An 18,500-nucleotide genomic window follows, 5' to 3' on the forward strand; every position below is an offset into this window, starting at 1 on the left:
TGGTGGTCGATGGGGAGCTTCGCAACTCTCATCTTCACACCGCAGGACCCGCCTACATGTTGTGGTCCCCCCTCACCTCGCTGGACACCCGTCTACGCACTCTGCATTCCGTAGAGCCCGGAAAGCGCCGCTACAGCCGCGCCGTGCGCGCCGAACTCGAACCTGAGTTGCACAGGTTTAGTGCCCTGGCGAGTCGGCCGGGATCTGGAGTTTGTGCAGGATCTCGGCGGCCTCGGGGCCGATCGGATCAGCGGCGGTGTGTTCGTGGCCCGCGATCACCACGGTGATCTCCTGCAGGGGCCGCAGCACCTGCACGAGCTGCCGTATCGACACGCCGGCGTGGTCCTGCAGGTAGCGGGAGACCGCCAGGGCGGTAAATACGATCGTCAGGTGCGCCTCGATCGCATCGCGGGTGCGGTGGAAGATCGGCCGCGCCCGCAGGTCGGTCTTCGACATGCGGAACGACTGCTCCACATGCCACAGGTCGTGGTACTTGCCGATCACCTCACCCGGATCCATCAGGGCCACAGGAACATTCGTCACATAGCCCTTCAGGCCGGACAGGTCCCGGGCCCGTTGCAGACTCGCCGCATCCAGGCTCTTCGCGTCGCCTTTGGCCTTGACGAACCGCACCTGCTTGCCCGCCCGCTTCCCGTCGACGACTTCCCGGGCCCGGGCCTCTTGGGCGTTGAGCGTCTGATCGTCGCGCCGGGCCCGTTTCCGGCGGTACTGCCAGATCGCCCGCCACGCCTTCTCGTCGGCCGGGTCCCACACCGGCTCCGCCTTCTTCTTCACGTCGCCCACGACGGAGCGGGCGTTGCGCGGCGTGACGGTGTCGATGATCTGCCCGTCGGTGAACGCGTTGCCGTGCCAGTGGAAGTGGAAGTGGCTGGCCAGATCGGCGGGTGCTTTCGTCATCCGCGAGCCGACGATGAACTTGAGCCCAGCGGCGTCGAGGTCTTTCAGGTTCGACGCGGAGAGCATCCCGGCGTCGGCGGCGATCACCAGCTCGGTGCCCTCCAAATCGTGGCGGGCCAGGAACTGGCGCACCACGGGCACGATCGTGCGGGTTTCGGCGTGGTTGCCTTCGTGGCAGCTGATCTCGAGGGGGAACCCGTACCGGTCGACCAGCAGGGCGACGACGATCTGGGGGTCGACGCGCCGCTCTTTCGAGTAGCCGACCTTGCGCAGCCCGTCTTCCTTCTCGGCTTCGAAGTACAAGGTGGTCACGTCGAACAAGACCAGCGACAGCCCGCCGGTGGCGGCGGCGTAGTCGAAGCACCGGTAGGCGATCAGGTCGCGGTAGCCGCGGGCGGCGCACCGCCGCAGCGCCGCGGCGAAGGTGTTGCGGTGGGCGGCGGCGACGCCGAGGTCGCCGAGCACGCGTACCGAGTCCGACTTCGACGTCGGTTCCACGATGCGGGCCAGGACCAGCTGGAAGAACGCGGCGTCGTCGACCACGTCGAAGCCGAGCCGCTGCCACGCAGATTCGATCGCCGCGATCAGCCACCGGGCGCGTTTGCCGGTGATCACCGACGGCGCGCCCGCCGGCATGGGCGCATCGGTCGGCGCGGCGAAGTCCAGGCCCAACTGCAGTTGACCGGCCTCGAGCCTGCCGCGGGCGGTGTGGAGCAGGGCGGCGAGCTCGCTGTCGGTGTGGGCGGAGCCGAGATGCTCGACAATCCTGCGCCGGCCCCCGGTCTTCTCCGCGATCTGCACGGCCGTCGCCCCGGAGGCGGTGCGCACCTTGCGGATGTAAGCGGCCACGACCCCGGATTCTACCGGCCTATTAGTGCCCCGAATCCAGCACCTGCACCACCCCTACCAGCACAGTTACCCGCCACAATCGCTACAACAATGTTGACCTGTGCAACTCAGGAGCGCCGCTACAGCCGCGCCGTGCGCGCCGAACTCGAACAGATGAGCGCGGCGACGATCGACCGGTACCTGGCCCCGGCCCGGGCACGCGACCCGCTGTACGGCAAGTCCACGACGAAACCGTCTCCGCTGCTGCGTAACTCGATCCCAGTGCGCAAGGCCGGCGACGAGTCCGAGGGCGAGCCCGGGTTCTTCGAGGGCGATACGGTCGCGCACTGCGGCCCGACGCTCAAGGGGGAGTTCGCGCGCACGTTGAACCTGACCGACACGTGCACCGGCTGGGTGTTCACCCGCTCGATCCTTTGGCAACGCACACGTGCACATCCTGTCCGGGCTCGATGCGGCGGTCGCATCGGTGCCTTTCATGATCACCGGCCTAGACTTCGAAAACGGCAGCGAGTTCATCAACGACGACGTGATCGGCTGGGCCGCCGGACGGGACATCTTCTTCACCCGCTCGCGGCCGTATAAGAAGAACGACCAGGCCACGACCTGGCCGAAGAACAACCACCTGGTGCGCCGCTACGGGTTCTACTGGCGCTACGACACTCCCGAGGCGTTGAAGCTGCTCAATGCGCTGTGGCCGCTGGTGGGTGACCGGATGAATTATTTCACGCCGACGAAGAAGCCCATCGGCTGGACCACTGACGCGGCGGGCCGCCGCAAACGCGTCTACGACGCCCCGGCGACGCCGCTCGAGCGCCTGCTCGACGCCGGCGCGCTCTCACCGGCGCAGGAAGCGGAACTGATCGCCTACCGCGACAGCCTCAACCCGGCCGCGCATCCAGACCATCCAGGATCGACTCACAGGCTTGGCCCGCGATGCCACGCTTACCCTGCAGGCCCAGGCCACCACAGCGTCGCCGGACACCGGACGCGGCGTGAAGATCCGGCCGGCAAGCTAGCCTCGGGCTTTCATCGTGAGGTGTCGGCCAGCGGTCCCAGAATAGACGAAAGGTGACCTGACCTGCGATAATACGGGTTGTCGAGACTCGCATCATCCTCAGGAAGAGGTCACCTTTCTGGTGCGCAACATTACCCGTCATTACCCACGTCTGTCCGCCGAGCCAGGCGACGACGACCTCGTCGCCCACGCCGGCACCGCACTGGTGGTGCGTACCGTCGAGGCCACCGGCCTGGCCACGGCGCTCTCGAAGGCCCTCGTGCCGTTCCGCACGCCGCTGGCCAGTCACGATACCGGCAAGATCATCTGCGACCTGGCAATATCGCTGGCCGCGGGAGGCGATTGCCTGGCCGATATCGCCGCCCTGCGCGATGCGCCCGCTGTGTTCGGCCGTGTCGCGTCGGACCCGACCGTCTCCCGGCTGATCGCCACACTCGCCAGTGATGCCGACCGGGCAGAATCCGCGATCAGCGGTGCACTCGCCGCCGCCCGGGCCGCTGCATGGGCGGCCTCCGGTGACAACCCCACTGCCCGGGCCAGCGCGGACGACCCGCTGGTCGTGGACCTCGATGCCACGCTGGTCACCGCGCATTCGGACAAGCAGCAGGCGGCCCCGACCTACAAGCGTGGTTTCGGGTTCCATCCGCTGTGCGCGTTCGTCGACCACGGCGAATATGGCACCGGCGAACCGGCCGGGATGCTGCTGCGGCCCGGCAACGACGGAGCCAACACCGCCGCCGACCACATCACCGTCATCAAAGCTGCGCTGGCGCAGCTGCCCGTCGGCGCCGGTTACCGGGGAAAGAAGATCCTCGTCCGCACCGATGGGGCCGGGTCCAGCCATGCCCTGCTGGAGTACCTGACACGTCGACGCTTGTCCTATTCGATCGGCTTCGCCCTGACCGACGCCCTCGCCGGGCTGGTCGACCAGATTCCTGATGCCGGCTGGAGCCCGGCCTATGACGCCGACGGAGTCCAGCGGGACGGCGCTTGGGTCGCCGAGTTGACCGACATGGCGGATCTGTCGTCCTGGCCTGCGGGGATGCGGCTGATCGTGCGCAAAGAACGCCCGCACCCGGCGCCCAGCTTCGGTTCACCGGTCGCGACGGGCTGCGTCTGACCGCGTTCGTGACCAACAGCAAACGTGGCCAGCTCGCCGACCTGGAACTACGGCACCGGCGCCGGGCCCGCTGCGAGGACCGCATCCGCCAGGCCAAGCAGACGGGCCTGGAAAACCTTCCTTTGCACGGCTTCGACGCGAACCGCATCTGGACCCTGATCGTGCAGACGGCGATGTGCCTGATCGCCTGGGCCCAGATGCTCGCCTTCCCGGACCATCCGGCTCGCCGGTGGGAGGTCAAACGCCTGCGCTACCGGCTGCTGTCGCTGGCCGGGCGCATCTCGCGGCACGCGCGCCGGATACGACTCCGCATCGGCGGCAACCGTAACTGGACGTCGCTGCTTGATGCCGGTTTGGCGCGCTTGGCGGCCCTCGCACCGCCGTGACGGCCCGGTCGTTGTCCGCACGATCAGGAAGGAACGATTCCTCACCGGGTGCCGTGGAGCCCGGCCCCACCGCAGGCGCGCGGGCGATACCGCATACCCTCGGGCGTCGATCTACGCAAAAGCCCGCTATCCGAACCCGCTCAGGCCAGGCCACCTACCGAACGAAAGATCGAGGCTAGCGCGGTTACGCGGGCATTCTCATATGTGGCACGGGAAGAGATTCGCGGGCATCTTCACATGAGGCACCACGTGTTCGTGAATCGAATGCATCGTGACATCCTGACGGCTGCCCTCATTACGGGATGGCGATAGCGTAAAATACGCCGTGTCGACACGGGAGGCCTTACCACCGCATACACACTCCAACGCAAAGCGCTACTTCATCGCGAACAGCCCGAGCGCGATGTTGTCAGGGTCGCGGAACTCCAGAATCCATGCGGTGCCGATGTCCTTGATCGGCTCGTGTACGACGCCCAGCACATCAAGCCCCTCTACGGCGCGTTCGAGATCGTTTCGGCCCACAGCCGCGAAGGAGAGGCGATCGAGGCCCACCCGGTCCTCATCGAACCGGTCCTCCCCTGGTGCCGCCGGACGCAGACCCAGCATTGCGTCGCCTATCCGGTACAACAGCCCACCGAAGAGGAACGCGAAGCGTTCGCGCGTCACGGCATCGGCGTCCGGCGGCATCTCGATCGCCACCGGGAGCCCGAAGACCGCATCGTAGAACGCGCGCGATCGGCCGATGTCGGTGACCGTGAGGCGGACGCGGGAGAAGGATGAAGGATTGATAGGAATACTCGATTATGCAGAGGCCGCTAACTCCACACGCGCTTTCCGCCGCCTTCCCTGCCGTGCGATGTTCGTGCAACCACGCGATACAGTCATGGATCGAGGTCCGAGAACGCACTCCGGAATGACAGGGAGTCCCGCACATGACCGCGGACGACAGCGACGGCGAGCCCCGCCCCCCGTCGGGCGCTGCCCGCAAACGCCGCCGCACCCCGTTCCTCATCACCCATCTGGCCTCGCGGCTGCTCAAGCCGATGTCCCGCGCCAACGCCTGGCTGTACCGCCGTAGTGGCGGACGGGTGCTGGGCTCCCTCGGCAGCCGGCCGCTGTGCCTGCTCACCACCACGGGGCGCAGGAGCGGGCTGCCGCGCACCCAGACGCTGCTCTACGTGCCCGACGGCGACGCCGTGCTGCTCGTGGCGGCGCAGGGCGGGCTCCCGAACAATCCGTTGTGGCTGCTAAACCTGCGCGCCGACCCGTCGGTGACCGTGCAGACCGGCAACCGTGTGCGCCGGTTGCGTGCCCGCGAGGCCACCCCCGAGGAACGCGCACGGCTGTGGCCGCGGCTCATCGCTCATTACCACGGCTGGGAGCAGTACCAATCCTGGACCGATCGCACCATCCCTGTCGTGATCTGCACCCCCGAGTAGCAGACCCCGCCGCTATCGTGGCCGGGTGGACACGACGAGGACGGGACGCGGGCCGGGCACCGGCCCCGGCGGCGCGCCGAGCGTCACCGGGCCGCTCGCGGTCACCGCCTCCGTGACCATCCCGCAGTCCGCGCTGCGCTGGCGGTTCTCCCGCGCCCACGGGCCCGGCGGTCAGGGTGTGAACACCACGGACTCGCGCGTGGAGCTGGTGGTGCGCCTCGCCGACGCGGGGCTCACCGACGCCCAGCTCGACCGCACCCGCTCCGCGCTGGCGCACCGGTTGGTCGAGGATGCGCTGGTGATCGTCGCAGCCGAGCACCGCTCGCAGCTGCGCAACCGCCAGGCCGCCCGCGATCGCGCCGCCGACCTGCTGCGAAGGGCGCTCACCGCCCCGCAACCGCGTGCCCGCAAGGCGCGCAGGCCCTCGCGCGCCGCGAAGCAGCGGCGGCTCGACGCGAAGAAGAAGCGCGGGCAGACGAAGTCGCTGCGGCGCCGGCCCGACTTCTGAACACCGGGATGGCAGCCCACGGCTCCGGCCTGCCACCGTGGCCCCGGTCCGGCCGCGCAGACCAGGCCCGGCTCAGACCCTGCTCGACCCCCGCACCTTCTTGACGATCCACAGTAGGATGCTCGCGCCGGCCAGGCAGGTGAGGAAGCTGAACAGCCAGCCGCCGCTCGCCACGTCCACCCCGACCCAGCCGAGGATCCAACCGCCCACGAGGCCGCCGACCACGCCCACCACGATGTTGAGGAAGATGCCCTGCTGGGCGTCGGTGCCCATGAACTTCGAGGCGATCCACCCCGCCAGGCCCCCGATGATGATCCATCCGATGATGCTCAGCGACAGTGTCATGACGGCACTCCTCCACGGGCGGGGCCGGTGCGGGTCGCTCCCGGCGGCGTGCACCCAGCACACCATCCCGCGCGGCGTTCCGCAGCGGATACCGCCGCAGACATGCGACCGGGCTTCCCGGCTCCTACCTCGTGCGGCGCATCCGATACCACCAGAACTCGGCGTCACGTAGCGGCCCCTTGCCGGTGTCCGTCGGCGCGGCCTCGGCGCTCACCATCGTCCATGCGGGCCCCAGCAGCGCTGCAAGCCCGTCGCCGCTGATGCCCTTGGGGCCCGGGCCCCGTCGCGGCTGCGCGGCGGCCACCACCAGCTCGCCGCCCGCCGAGGTGTGCCCCGTCAGCCATTCGGAATAGGTGTTCCGCGACGCGGCGGGCAGACCGTGCAAGCATCCGACGTCCGTGACCAGGTCGAAGACTTCGCCGGAGAGCACCTGATCGAGCCGGGCGACGTCGGCGGAGACGAATCGGACGCGGTCGGCGACACCGTCCTGCTCAGCGCGCGCCCGCGCCCGGGACAGCGCCTTGGCGACATAGTCGACCCCCACCACCTGCCAGCCCCGTTCGGCCATCAGCACCGAGTGCCGGCCTGTGCCGCAACCGACGTCCAGCGCGCGGCCTGGAGGACGCGCGGCCAGCGCTTCCGGCAGCGGGCCGTAGTCGGCCTCGCCCTCCCAGGGGGTGTACCCGATGCCGTACATGAGCGAGTAGAGGCTGACCATGGCGGGCTCCTCAAGCGCGCGAATCGTGCCCCTTCATGATGCGCCGACGCGGCGCACGGCACAATGCCGTGCGCCGCGTCGTGGGCGGATACAGAGGTGGACGTCAGCCCTGGGCCAGGTCCTTCGCCGCCAGGTGCGCGAACACCATCGACGTGCCGATGGGGTTGCCGCCGCCCGGGTAGACGTAGCCGCTGGGCGCGGCCATCGAGTTGCCCGCCGCATACAGCCCGCGGATCACCTCGCCGTCGGTGTTCAGCACACGCCCGACGGTGTCGGTGCGCATGCCGCCCTTGGTGCCCAGGTCGGACAGCCCGAACCGTGCTGCATGGAACGGCCCCTGGGCGATCGGGGTCAACGGTAGCTCGCCGCCGCTGAATGCGCGGTCGTAAGGCTCGTCGCCGCGGAGGAAGTCGTCATCGTGCCCGTTCTCGACGAAACCGTTGAATCGCTCGACCGCGGCGACCAGGCGATCGGCGGGCACGCCGATCTTCCCCGCCAACTCCTCGAGCGTGTCGGCGGTCTTCCACAGCCCGGCATCGACGTATTTCTCCGTCTCCTGGATCGACACGTTCGGCGCTTGCACGGGCGGACGCTCACCGTCGCGGTCGTCGTAGATCATCCAGAACGGCAGGGTGAGCGAACCGTCGGCGATCTGATCCAGAGCGACGCGGCCGAGCCTGTCGTAGGCGGCCGACTCGTTGACGAACCGCTCGCCGTCCTGGTTCACGAAGATGCCGCCGGTGAACCACAGTGCGAACGAGGAGTTGCCGTCGGGATGAGTGAGCCCCGGCGACCACCATGCCTGGTCCATCAGGTCGGTGTCCGCGCCCACGGCGATGCCGGCGGCGATCGCCTTGCCCTGGCTTCCGGGAGGCGCCATCGAATCACGGGACACGCCGGGCACGCCATACTTCGCGCGCATCTCGTCGTTGCGTTCGAATCCGCCCGACGCCACGATCACCCCGCGGCGCACCTTGATCGCGGTACGCGCGCCGCCGGTGTCGGCGATGGCGCCCACCACCTTGCCGTCCTCCATCACCAGCTCGTCGATCGCGCAGTTGAGCCTGGTGCGCGCGTTCGGGTACTGCTGCAGCGCCAAGAGGAACCGGCCGATCAGCGCCTGGCCGCCGATCACCTGCGGCGGCAGATCCCAGCCGAGCCAGTCGGTGTCCAGCGGCGGACGCAACACGTCGCGCAGCGTGCCGAGCTTCTCGGGTTTCAGCGGCACCGGCATGATGTGGCGCCCCTTGGCGCTGGCCTTGGGGGCCTTCCCGAAGTAGTCGGGCCACGGGAGCTCCATGAACTTGAGGTTGTCGTCCTGCTCGAGATAGTCGATCAGCGGAGCGCCGGCCCGCACGAACGCCTCCTGCAGCTCCGCCGGGGTGCGGTCGCCCACCACCGCGCGGTAGTACGTGAGCGCGTCCTCGATGGTGTCCTCGTCGCCGTTCCGCTTGAGCACGGCGTTGGTGGGGAACCACATGCCGCCCCCGCCCGAGTACGAGGTGACACCGCCGAAGCGGTCGGTGGCCTCCACCATGAGAGTCTCGAGGCCTTCACGCGCCGCCGTGTAGGCACCTGTGACGCCGCCGCCCCCGGAGCCCACCACCAGCACGTCGCACTCGTCGTCCCACTGCACGTCTTGCTGCACCGCCACTCACCCTTCGCTACGGAAACGTCTCCCTGGAAGGTTCCACGGGGGCCCCTGCGGGGCAGGGGCTTCTCCCGGTCACAGGGACGGGGCGCGGGCGTTCAGCCTGCGGCCGGCGCGCCTTCGGCGTGGGCCATGCCGGGCCTGGCCGACGAGCGCGGCGTGTCCAATGCCACCCGCACCGCGCCGATCCACACCAGCGCCGCACCCATCAGGTGCAGGACCACGACCAGTTCCGGCAGGTGTGTGAGGCTCTGGAATATCCCGATGGCACCCTGCAGCAGGAGCACCCCCAGGAACGTGGCCACGCGCAGCCGTGCCGTCCGCGCCTGCGGCGGCAGCGACCGCATCAGCAGGATCGCCACCGCCAGCGTGGCCGCTGCCGCGATGCCGTGCACCCAGGTGATGGCGGCCCAGTCGATGGGGATCCGGTGCACGTCGCTGCTGTCGCCGGCGTGCGGCCCGGCACCGGTGGTGACGGTGCCCAGCACCACGACCACCGCGCTCGTCCCGAGCAGCACGCGGCCCAGGAGATGGGAGCGGCCGCCGACGGCGACGGGCGTCGGAGCATCCATGGCGCGCACCCGGTGCCAGGTGAACACCGTCGTGGTCAGCAGGGCGGTCGCCGCCAGGAAGTGGCCCGCCACGATGTACGGGTTGAGGCCGGTGAGCACGGTGATGCCGCCGATGACGGCGTTGAGCATGACCATCCAGAACTGCGACCAGGCCAGCCTGGTGGTGATGAGGTCGTGCGGCTTCTGCAACCGCGAGGCGATGATGGCCCAGCCCACCGCGGCGCTGAGCACCCACGTGAGCATGCGGTTGCCGAACTCGATGATGCCGTGCAGGCCCATCGCGGCCGTGGTGGTGAGCGAATCGTCCGTGCACGAGGGCCACTCCGGGCAACCGAGGCCCGATCCCGTCACACGCACCACGCCGCCGGTGACGATGAGCACGACGCTCATGAGCATGGCGGCCGTCGTTGCCCAGTACAGCCCGCGGCGCCCCACGGTGAAACGGTCCGCCAGCAGCGTGAACGGGGTGACGCGCGGCATCGGCAGCCACGGACGCACCGGCGGCGCACCCGCGCCCGCGCGCTCGTCCACCGCCGGGGCCTGCCGAGGCGGCCCGGGGTTCAGCGGAGTGTGGGACATGTGCGGCACGACCTTTCCTGCGCAGTGGCCGGGCACGAGTCTATCGGCCGCCGTCCGTCACGCCGCCGGGAGCCGTCCCCGGGGAGAGCGTCGTCACAGGCCGGCCCGTGCTCAGGAGCCGCCCGTGCTCAGGTGCCGCGCGGCGCGAAGTGCCGCACGATGCCCTCCTGCACCACGGTGGCCTGCGTGGTGCCGTCCGGGGCGAAGAACGTGCCGGTGCCGGTGCCGCGCGAGCGCGTTGCCACCGGTGACGTGCTGGCATAGAGCAGCCACCGGTCGAACCGGGCGGGGCGGTGAAACCACAGCGAGTGGTTGAGCGTGGCGGCCAGGACCCGGTCGATGCCCCAGGACAGGCCGTGGCCCGTGAGGATCGTGTCCAGCACTGTCATGTCGGAGGCGTAGGCCAGCAGCGCCGCATGCCGGAGCGGATCGTCGGGCATCTCCCCCGCCGGGCGCATCCACACGTGGTTCTCCGTGCGCGCCTCGCCCGTGCCCCTCTGCACCCACGGCGGGTCGTGGGCGTAACGCAGGTCGACAGGATGGAGCGCCCCGGCGAATGCGGACAGCGGGTCCTCGAACCCCCGCAACGCCTCGTCGAACACCGGCAGATCGTCGGGCGGTGGCACCTCGGGCGGAACCCGGCCGTGTTCGAGGCCGTCCGCCGGCCCTGCGAAGGCCGCGAGCATCGTGCACACCAGCGCGCCGTCCTGGGTGACGTCCACCCTCCGGTTGGCGAACCCGCGGCCGTCGCGCAGGTGCACCACCGTGAAGTCGAGGTCGCGCCGCAGGTCTCCGCCGCGGATGAAGTGGGTCTGCGCGGAGTGCACGTCCCGGCCGCCGTCCACCGTGCGCCCGGCGGCCACCAGCGACTGCGCCAACAACTGGCCGCCGAAAGTGCGGCTGAACGTGGTGCGTTCCGGGTGCCTGCCGACGAAGCGCTCGGCGCCGGTCTGCCCACCGGGCTCCGCACCGTCGTCCCCGCCGACCCGCTCGAGGTCCAGCAGCGCCAGGACTGCGGGCAGATCGTCTTCGCGGCCCGGCGGCGCTGTCACCACGGGATCAGCGGTCTTCGGTGCCGATGCGGTGCACGTGCACCATGTTGGTGGAGCCGACAGTGTGCGGCGGCGACCCTGCCACGATCACGACGACGTCGCCGCGCTCGTAGCGGTCCAGCCCCAGCAGTGCGCGGTCCACCTGGTGCATCATCTCGTCGGTGGACTCGACCTTGTCCACCAGGATCGACTCGGTGCCCCACGACAGCGTCAACTGGTTGTACACGTCCTGCAGCGGCGTGAAGGCCAGAATGGGGAGCCAGGTGTGCAGCCGGGAGACGCGCCGGACCGTGTCGCCGGACTGGGTGAACGCGGCGAGCGCGGCCACATCCAGGCGCTCGCCGATCTCGCGGGCCGCGTCGGTGATCACGCCCCGCTTGGTGCGCGGCGCGTGCGTGAGCGGGGGGACGTCCACCGAGTCCGCCTCCACCGCCGCGATGATCCGCCCCATCGCCTGCACGGCCTCGATAGGGTACTTGCCCACGGACGTCTCGCCCGAGAGCATCACCGCGTCCGCCCCGTCGAGCACCGCGTTGGCCACATCCGACGCCTCGGCGCGGGTGGGACGGGCGTTCTCCATCATCGAATCGAGCATCTGGGTGGCGACGATGACTGGCCGGGCGTTCTCGCGGGCCACCTGGATGGCGCGCTTCTGGACCAGCGGCACCTCCTCCATCGGCAATTCCACGCCCAGGTCCCCGCGCGCCACCATGACCGCGTCGAACGCGAGCACGATCGCCTCGAGGTCCTCGATGGCCTCGGGCTTCTCCAACTTGGCGATGACGGGGACGGTGCGCCCCACCCGTTCCATCACCTCGCGGACCAGGTCGACATCCGACGGCGCGCGCACGAACGACAGCGCGATGAAGTCGACGCCCATGGTCAGCGCGAACTCGCAGTCGGCCACGTCCTTCTCCGACATCGCGGGCACCGACACGTTCATACCGGGAAGCGACACGCCCTTGTGGTTGCTGACCGGCCCGCCCTCGACCACCTTGCAGACCACGTCGTCGCCGTCGACCTCGGTGACCACGAGCGCGACCTTGCCGTCGTCCACCAGCAACCGATCGCCCGCCACCGCGTCCTGCGCCAGCCCCTTGTAGGTGGTGGAGACGCGGTCATGGGTCCCCTCCACTTCCTCCACCGTGATGCGCACCGTCTCGCCCGTGTTCCACACCGTCGCTCCGTCGGCGAACCGGCCGAGACGGATTTTGGGGCCCTGCAAGTCGGCGAGGATGCCCACCGGGCGGCCGGCCTTCGCCGCCGCCGCGCGCACACGCTGGAACGCGATCTCGTGGTCGGCGTGATCGCCGTGGCTGAAGTTGAGCCGGGCGACGTTCATGCCCGCCGCGACAAGCGCGTCGAGCTGCTCAGGCGAGGAGGTTGCGGGGCCGAGGGTGCAAACAATCTTTGCGCGTCGTGTCACACCCACCACCCTAGTGGGTCACCGGCGCCGCCCGGCTACTGCACGACGGCCGGACACCCGCCGGGACGGTCGATCGCCGCCATCGACGAAAACGGCGGCATCGGTCAATCCCGCAGCGGGCGCCCCTGGGAGTCCGGCACGTTGCCCATGAGGATGAGAATGCCGTCGATCAACGGCCACAGCGCACCGATCCCGCACGTGAACACGCTGACCAACAGCTGCGCCACGCCCATGCCGTTGTCGCCGAGATAGAAGCGGCCCGCGCCGGTCCAGCCGACGAAGATCTGCAGCAGCCCGGCCACCAGCTTCTGCTTGTCCGAGTAGGCCTCGCCCGTGACGGGGTGGCGGCCGTAGGGCGCCGCCGGGTCCGGCGCCCACATGCCGGGCCCGTACGCCGCTGCCCCGTATCCTGCTGCCCCGTACTCCGCAGTCCCGTACGGCCCAGGCGCGTATCCGGGACCGTAGCCGGACTGCGCGTAGCCCGGGTGACCGTAGGCCCCTCCCGGCGGCGGGGGCTGCATCCCCGGGGGTGGCGGCGGCGGGGGCATGCCCGGACCGGGCCACGGCGCTCCCGCGTCGTGACGGGTCGTCTCGTCCGCGATGGGATCCGAGTAGTCCGGCTCCGCGGTGTCGGCCTCGGGGTCCACGGGCGCCGATTCGGCGGCCTCCACCGCGTCGGCCTCGTACCGGGCAGTCTCCCCGTAGGAGGTGCCGAAGGGGGTGGCGTCCGACTCGTACAGCGGCGCACTGCCCCATCCTGGCCCGCTCCCGGCACCCGCCTGCGTGGTCCAGCCGGGGCCGGGCGATTCCTTGCGGATGGTCCACGCCTCGTCGGCGTCGTACCCCGACGCCGGACCGTCGGGGCCGGCCACGCCCGAGTCCGCGGCGTCCGGCCCGAAGGCGGTGTCGTCGTACGGCGATCCGCGCCGGCCGAGCGAGTCCAGGTCGGCGGTGTCGCCGGTGTCCGAGGCGTCGGCGCCGTACGCACCGCCTGCACCTCGGCTCCCGGATGCACCCGGCGTTTCGTCGTCCCGTCGGTCCTGCGGTCCGGTGTCCGTCATTGCGCACCCCCGTGCGTGTCGGCTTCTTCGGTACTGCCCTGCAGCGTCTCGAGGCGTCCGCCGCCCGATCCTCCCGCGCCGGAAGACCCGCCGCAGTCGGAGCCGTCCTCGCCGGCAGCGGGATCCGCGCCGGCGTCCCCGCGTCCGGCGGAATCGGCAGCGATCTCTTCGCGCGCCGCCCGCGAGAGGAGGTCGTGCGGGTTGTCCCGGCCCCGCCGCGCCCACATGAAGTACGCGATGGCGAGGACGAAGACGACGGCGGAGGTGATCGAGTTGATCCTGACTCCGAGCACATGCGTCGCGTGGTCGTCGCGCAGCAGCTCGATCCAGAACCGCCCGAAGCAGTAGCCCGCCACGTACAGGGCGAACAGCCTGCCGTGGCCGATGACGAACTTGCGGTCGATCCACACCAGCGCGAGCACGACGAGCAGGTTCCAGATGAGCTCGTAGAGGAAGGTCGGCTGCACCACGGCGATGACGTTGCCGTTGGAGACGCCGTCGAGCATGTCGATATGCCCGTCGCGCACCCGCTCGGTGATCTCCAGGCCCCAGGGCATCGAGGTGGGGCGGCCGTACAGTTCTTCGTTGAAGTAGTTGCCGATGCGCCCGATGCCCTGCGCCAGCAGGATCCCCGGCGCGATCGCGTCGCCGAAGGCCGGCAGCGGGATCCCGCGCACCCGGCACCCGATCCAGGCGCCCAGCGCGCCGAGCGCGACAGCGCCCCAGATGCCGAGCCCGCCGTCCCAGATCTTGAGCGCATCGATGGGCTGTGCGGTGGCATCCGCGCCGAAGTAGGTGCTCCAGTCCGTGAGCACGTGGTACAGCCGCCCGCCGATGAGCCCGAAAGGCACCGCCCAGATGGCGATGTCGAACACCGTGCCCTTCTCGCCGCCGCGGGCGACCCAGCGGCGGTCGCCCCACACGATGGCGATGATGATGCCGATGATGATGCAGATGGCGTAGGCACGGATGGCGACGGGACCGACGTACCAGACGCCCTGGGGCGGACTGGGGAATGAGGCGAGGAGGGTTGTCGTCACGGTGCCACGGTAGCCGAACGCACGCCCTCGGCGAGTTCACGCGCGAGCGCCTCCACCGCCGCAGGCCCCTCCGGCACGCGCGCCACCAGCGCCGACCCGACGATGACGGCGTCGGCGAATCCGGCGATCTGCGCGGCCTGTTCCCGGGATCGCACACCGAGGCCCACGCCGACGGGGATGTCGGAGTGCTCCTTGACCCGCGCGACGAGCTCGGGCGCCGCCGTCGACACCGCGTCCCGCGCGCCGGTGACCCCCATGGTGGAGGTGGCGTAGACGAAGCCCCGGCTGGCCTCGACGGTGCGCGCCAGGCGCTCCTCGGTGGAGGAGGGCGCCACGAGGAAGGTGCGGCCGAGCCCGGTCGCGTCGGACGCCGCGATCCACTCGTCCGCCTCGTCGGGGATGAGGTCCGGCGTGATGATGCCGAGCCCGCCGGCCGACGCCAGATCACGCGCGAAGGCGTCGATCCCGTAGTGCAGCACCAGGTTCCAGTAGGTCATCACCACGGCGTTGCCGCCCGCCGCGACGATCTTCTCGATCACGCGCAGGGTGTCACGCACCCGGAAGCCGGCCTCCAGCGCCGTGGTGGCGGCACGCTGGATGGTGGGGCCGTCCATGACCGGGTCCGAATAAGGCACGCCCACCTCGATGAGGTCGGTACCGCCGGCGATGAGCGCCCGGAACGCGTCGACGGACCCGTCCACGGTGGGGTATCCGGCGGGCAGATAGCTCACCAGCGCCGCCCTGCTCTCCGCCCGGCACGATTCGAAGACGCCGCGCAGTGTCGCCTCGCTCACTTCGTTCCTCCCTGCGCGGCGTCCGCCGCAACGTCTTCCGTCTGATCGTCTCCGCCGGGGAGCATGCCGAACCAGCGCGCAGCAGTGTCCACGTCCTTGTCGCCGCGCCCGGAGATGTTCACGAGTACGGTCGCGTCCGGCCCCAGCTCGCGTCCGAGCGCGAGCGCGCCGGCCACCGCGTGCGCGGACTCGATGGCGGGGATGATGCCCTCGGTCTCGGAGAGCGTCCGGAATGCGTCCATGGCCTCGGTGTCGGTGATCGGCCGGTACTCGGCCCTGCCGATGTCATTGAGCAGCGAATGCTCCGGGCCCACCCCCGGGTAGTCGAGTCCCGCGGAGATCGAATGCGATTCGATGGTCTGGCCGTCGTCGTCCTGCAGCAGGTAGGAGAACGCGCCGTGCAGGGCGCCCGGCGACCCGCCGGCGATCGTGGAGGCGTGCCGGCCGGTCTCCACGCCGTCGCCGCCCGCCTCGAGTCCGACGAGCCGGACCGCGGAGTCGTCGAGGAATGCGTGGAAGATGCCGATGGCGTTGGAGCCGCCGCCCACGCAGGCCGCAACCGCGTCCGGGAGACGGCCCGTCATTTCCAGGACCTGGGCCCGTGCCTCGAGCCCGATGATGCGCTGGAAGTCGCGCACCATCACGGGGAACGGGTGCGGCCCGGCGACGGTGCCGAAGCAGTAGTAGGTGTCGTGCGCGTTGGTCACCCAGTCACGCAGGGCCTCGTTGATCGCGTCCTTGAGGGTGCGCGAACCGGTGAGCGCCGGGACGACCTCGGCCCCCAGCAGGCGCATGCGGGCGACGTTGAGCGCCTGTCGCTCGGTGTCCACCTCGCCCATGTAGACGACGCACTCGAGGCCCAGCAGCGCGCACGCGGTGGCGGTGGCGACGCCGTGCTGCCCCGCGCCGGTCTCCGCGATCACGCGCGTCTTGCCCATACGCTTGGCCAGCAGCGCCTGGCCGAGGACGTTGTTGATCTTGTGCGAGCCCGTGTGGTTGAGGTCCTCCCGCTTGAGCAGCATCCGGGCGCCGCCCGCATGCTCGGCAAGCCGCCGCGCGTCGTACACCGGCGACGGGCGGCCCGTGTAATGGCGCTGGAGCCGGTCGAGCTCGTCGAGGAAGCCTGGATCACGGCGGGCCTTGCCGTACTCGGCGGTGACCTCTTCGATGACGGCCATGAGGGCCTCGGGCACGTACCGCCCGCCGTAGCAGCCGAAGTGCCCGCCGTCGTCGGGCTCGTGGGAGGTGCCGGCGAGTCCGGCGCTGGCCTGCGGCACAGTAGTTCCGCCGCCGTCGAAACTGCGATCGTCGAAAGTCACGCCCCAAGTATGCCTGCGGCCTCCGGCACATCGCCGGGAGGGAGGGGGCACCGCCGCGGGCACCACGATGCCCACGGCGCGGGCCGTCAGCGCGCCGGCTTCGGGCAGGACGGGTGGGAGCCGGCGGCGACGAGATCCGAAACCATCACGCGCGGGTCCCCGGCCGTCACCAGCCCCTCGCCCACCAGCACCGCGTCCGCCCCGGCGCCGGCGTAGGCCATCAGATCCGCGGGGCCGCGCACGCCGGATTCCGCGATCTTGACGACCTCCGGCGGCAGCCCGGGAGCGATCCGCGAGAAGTTGTCGCGGTCCACCTCGAGCGTCTTCAGGTCGCGGGCGTTGACGCCGATCACCGAGGCGCCCGCCGCCAGCGCGCGGTCCGCCTCCTCGGTGGTGTGCACCTCCACCAGGGCCGTCATCCCCAGCGACTCGGTACGGTCGAGCAGCGCGGCGAGCGTGCTCTGGTCCAGCGCGGCGACGATGAGCAGGATGATGTCCGCACCGTGCGCGCGGGCCTCATGGATCTGGTAGGGGCCGACGATGAAATCCTTGCGCAGCACCGGCACCGAGACCACCTTGCGCACCGCGTCGAGGTCGGCAAGGGACCCGTGGAAACGCCGCTCCTCGGTGAGGACGCTGATGGCATGCGCGCCGCCGTCCGCATACGCCGCGGCGAGCTCGGCGGGATCGCCGATGTCGGCCAGCGCGCCCCGCGACGGGCTCGCCCGCTTGACCTCGGCGATCACCGAGATCCCCTGGCCGCGCAGCACCGCGGCCGCGTCGAGCGGTGCCGGTGCACGACGGGCGAGTTCCTTGACGGCCTGCAGTTCGCACTGCGCCTGGCGGGCCGCCACGTCCTGGCGTACTCCGTCGATGATCGAGTCGAGAACACTCATCGTGGCCGCATCCCTTCACGCTCCCCGTCATCCCGCGCCCCGGCGCGCACCTCCGCCGCGGCGCCACTGCGGCTCAGACTAGCCATCGGCCCTGCCGTCGCCGACGGCGGGATCGTCATCCTCGGTGGGGTCGGCCCCCGAGTCGAGCGCCTCCCACATCAGCCGCTGCGTCAAGTCGTCGTCCGCAGCTGCACCGGCCGCACCCCCACCGGCCGTCCCCGCCGTCCGGCCCCGCCGGGCCGCCATCGCCTTGGCCACCGAATCGCGCCGGGCGGCGGGCGTCTCGTACTTCGATGGCAACTCCCGCCGCGGCCGCGGACGCAGCACCATCAGCAGCCCAGCGGCGGCGGCGAGCACGCCGCCGACGATCGCCAGCACGATGGGCCCGGGGTGCGTCTGCGCGGCCGTCACCACCGCGCCGGCGCGCAGCTCCCCCAGCCTGACGACCTCGGCCGGATCGGCCGCGGAGGTGAGCGCCATCGCGGACCGGACGACGATCGTGGCACCTGCCGCGGCGACGATGAGCCCGATGACACGCTGCGCCCAGCCGCGCACGGCGAACATCGCGGCGATCCCCGCCAGCAGCACCAGCGCCAGCGGAGTCAGCTCGGATGCCCAGGCCGCGCCGTCGAAGGAACCGTCCACCGGCGGCTGCAGGCCGTTCTCATAGGTGTAGCCCACCCAGTCCATCCGGCCGGCCGCCCAGGTGGCGAGCGCGCCCAGCGCGAGCAGCCCCGCCACCACCGCCATCCGGCGCGCGTCGCCGCGCCGCGCCGCGGCCTCCGCCCCGCCGCTCACCGGGCACCGCCCTC

General features: G+C 70.6%; 17 protein-coding genes and 1 pseudogene. 4 read left to right on the plus strand and 14 right to left on the minus strand.

Annotated features, from left to right (window positions below):
* Positions 1 to 177 precede the first annotated feature (177 nt).
* Complete coding sequence (locus JJ683_RS16835) at positions 178 to 1,767, minus strand: IS1634 family transposase (protein WP_200175814.1); 1,590 nt, start codon at positions 1,765 to 1,767, stop codon at positions 178 to 180.
* A 427-nt stretch (positions 1,768 to 2,194) separates the two neighbouring features.
* Between JJ683_RS16835 and JJ683_RS16840 the strand changes: the two genes are divergently transcribed.
* Together JJ683_RS16840 and JJ683_RS16845 are read left to right on the plus strand one after the other, a co-directional pair.
* Entirely contained in the window at positions 2,195 to 2,839 is a 645-nt protein-coding gene (locus JJ683_RS16840) for a hypothetical protein (protein ID WP_200175816.1), read from the plus strand.
* 64 nt (positions 2,840 to 2,903) lie between these two features.
* A pseudogene (locus tag JJ683_RS16845) lies at positions 2,904 to 4,288 on the plus strand (IS1380 family transposase).
* A gap of 375 nt (positions 4,289 to 4,663) precedes the next feature.
* Here the strand turns inward: JJ683_RS16845 and JJ683_RS16850 are convergent.
* Positions 4,664 to 5,083, minus strand: a complete 420-nt coding sequence (locus JJ683_RS16850; protein WP_200175836.1) for a VOC family protein — start codon at positions 5,081 to 5,083, stop codon at positions 4,664 to 4,666.
* 137 nt (positions 5,084 to 5,220) lie between these two features.
* Between JJ683_RS16850 and JJ683_RS16855 the strand changes: the two genes are divergently transcribed.
* Together JJ683_RS16855 and arfB are read left to right on the plus strand one after the other, a co-directional pair.
* Positions 5,221 to 5,727 (plus strand): nitroreductase family deazaflavin-dependent oxidoreductase, encoded by a 507-nt coding sequence (locus JJ683_RS16855; protein ID WP_200175818.1) that lies wholly within the window; start codon positions 5,221 to 5,223, stop codon positions 5,725 to 5,727.
* A gap of 25 nt (positions 5,728 to 5,752) precedes the next feature.
* Positions 5,753 to 6,235, plus strand: a complete 483-nt coding sequence (gene arfB, locus JJ683_RS16860) for an alternative ribosome rescue aminoacyl-tRNA hydrolase ArfB (protein WP_200175820.1) — start codon at positions 5,753 to 5,755, stop codon at positions 6,233 to 6,235.
* A gap of 72 nt (positions 6,236 to 6,307) precedes the next feature.
* Here the strand turns inward: arfB and JJ683_RS16865 are convergent, their stop codons facing one another.
* The 12 genes from JJ683_RS16865 to JJ683_RS16920 form a co-directional block, all read right to left on the minus strand.
* A complete protein-coding gene (locus JJ683_RS16865) occupies positions 6,308 to 6,580 on the minus strand; it encodes a GlsB/YeaQ/YmgE family stress response membrane protein (protein ID WP_182348641.1) in 273 nt (90 codons plus the stop codon).
* A 124-nt stretch (positions 6,581 to 6,704) separates the two neighbouring features.
* The gene (locus tag JJ683_RS16870; RefSeq protein WP_200175822.1) at positions 6,705 to 7,298 is read right to left on the minus strand and encodes a class I SAM-dependent methyltransferase; all 594 of its coding nucleotides are present in this window, start codon (positions 7,296 to 7,298) and stop codon (positions 6,705 to 6,707) included.
* A gap of 103 nt (positions 7,299 to 7,401) precedes the next feature.
* Complete coding sequence (locus JJ683_RS16875) at positions 7,402 to 8,952, minus strand: FAD-binding protein (protein ID WP_307811000.1); 1,551 nt, start codon at positions 8,950 to 8,952, stop codon at positions 7,402 to 7,404.
* Positions 8,953 to 9,047: 95 nt separating this feature from the next.
* On the minus strand, positions 9,048 to 10,100 hold the full coding sequence (locus tag JJ683_RS16880) for a COX15/CtaA family protein (RefSeq protein ID WP_200175825.1): 1,053 nt from the start codon (positions 10,098 to 10,100) through the stop codon (positions 9,048 to 9,050).
* A gap of 128 nt (positions 10,101 to 10,228) precedes the next feature.
* Entirely contained in the window at positions 10,229 to 11,155 is a 927-nt protein-coding gene (locus JJ683_RS16885) for an acyl-CoA thioesterase (RefSeq protein WP_345602368.1), read from the minus strand.
* A gap of 4 nt (positions 11,156 to 11,159) precedes the next feature.
* Positions 11,160 to 12,578, minus strand: a complete 1,419-nt coding sequence (gene pyk, locus JJ683_RS16890; RefSeq protein WP_200175827.1) for a pyruvate kinase — start codon at positions 12,576 to 12,578, stop codon at positions 11,160 to 11,162.
* Positions 12,579 to 12,682: 104 nt separating this feature from the next.
* Complete coding sequence (locus JJ683_RS16895) at positions 12,683 to 13,639, minus strand: TM2 domain-containing protein (protein WP_200175829.1); 957 nt, start codon at positions 13,637 to 13,639, stop codon at positions 12,683 to 12,685.
* Positions 13,636 to 14,679 (minus strand): prolipoprotein diacylglyceryl transferase, encoded by a 1,044-nt coding sequence (lgt, locus tag JJ683_RS16900; RefSeq protein ID WP_200175830.1) that lies wholly within the window; start codon positions 14,677 to 14,679, stop codon positions 13,636 to 13,638. The genes JJ683_RS16895 and lgt overlap by 4 nt, the downstream gene beginning before the upstream one ends.
* Positions 14,676 to 15,473, minus strand: coding sequence for a tryptophan synthase subunit alpha (gene trpA / locus JJ683_RS16905; protein WP_200175831.1), 798 nt, complete (start codon positions 15,471 to 15,473; stop codon positions 14,676 to 14,678). Before trpA ends, lgt begins: the two co-directional genes overlap by 4 nt.
* Positions 15,470 to 16,792, minus strand: coding sequence for a tryptophan synthase subunit beta (gene trpB / locus JJ683_RS16910; protein ID WP_200175832.1), 1,323 nt, complete (start codon positions 16,790 to 16,792; stop codon positions 15,470 to 15,472). The genes trpA and trpB overlap by 4 nt, the downstream gene beginning before the upstream one ends.
* Positions 16,793 to 16,878: 86 nt before the next feature.
* Positions 16,879 to 17,688 (minus strand): indole-3-glycerol phosphate synthase TrpC, encoded by an 810-nt coding sequence (gene trpC, locus JJ683_RS16915; protein ID WP_200175833.1) that lies wholly within the window; start codon positions 17,686 to 17,688, stop codon positions 16,879 to 16,881.
* Between the two features lie 78 nt (positions 17,689 to 17,766).
* Positions 17,767 to 18,500 (minus strand): Trp biosynthesis-associated membrane protein (locus JJ683_RS16920; protein WP_207280322.1); only part of this gene is annotated, 734 nt, incomplete at its 5' end.

Origin of the sequence: Tomitella cavernea (assembly GCF_016599145.1) — a bacterium.
GTDB classification, from domain to species: Bacteria; Actinomycetota; Actinomycetes; order Mycobacteriales; family Mycobacteriaceae; genus Tomitella; species Tomitella cavernae.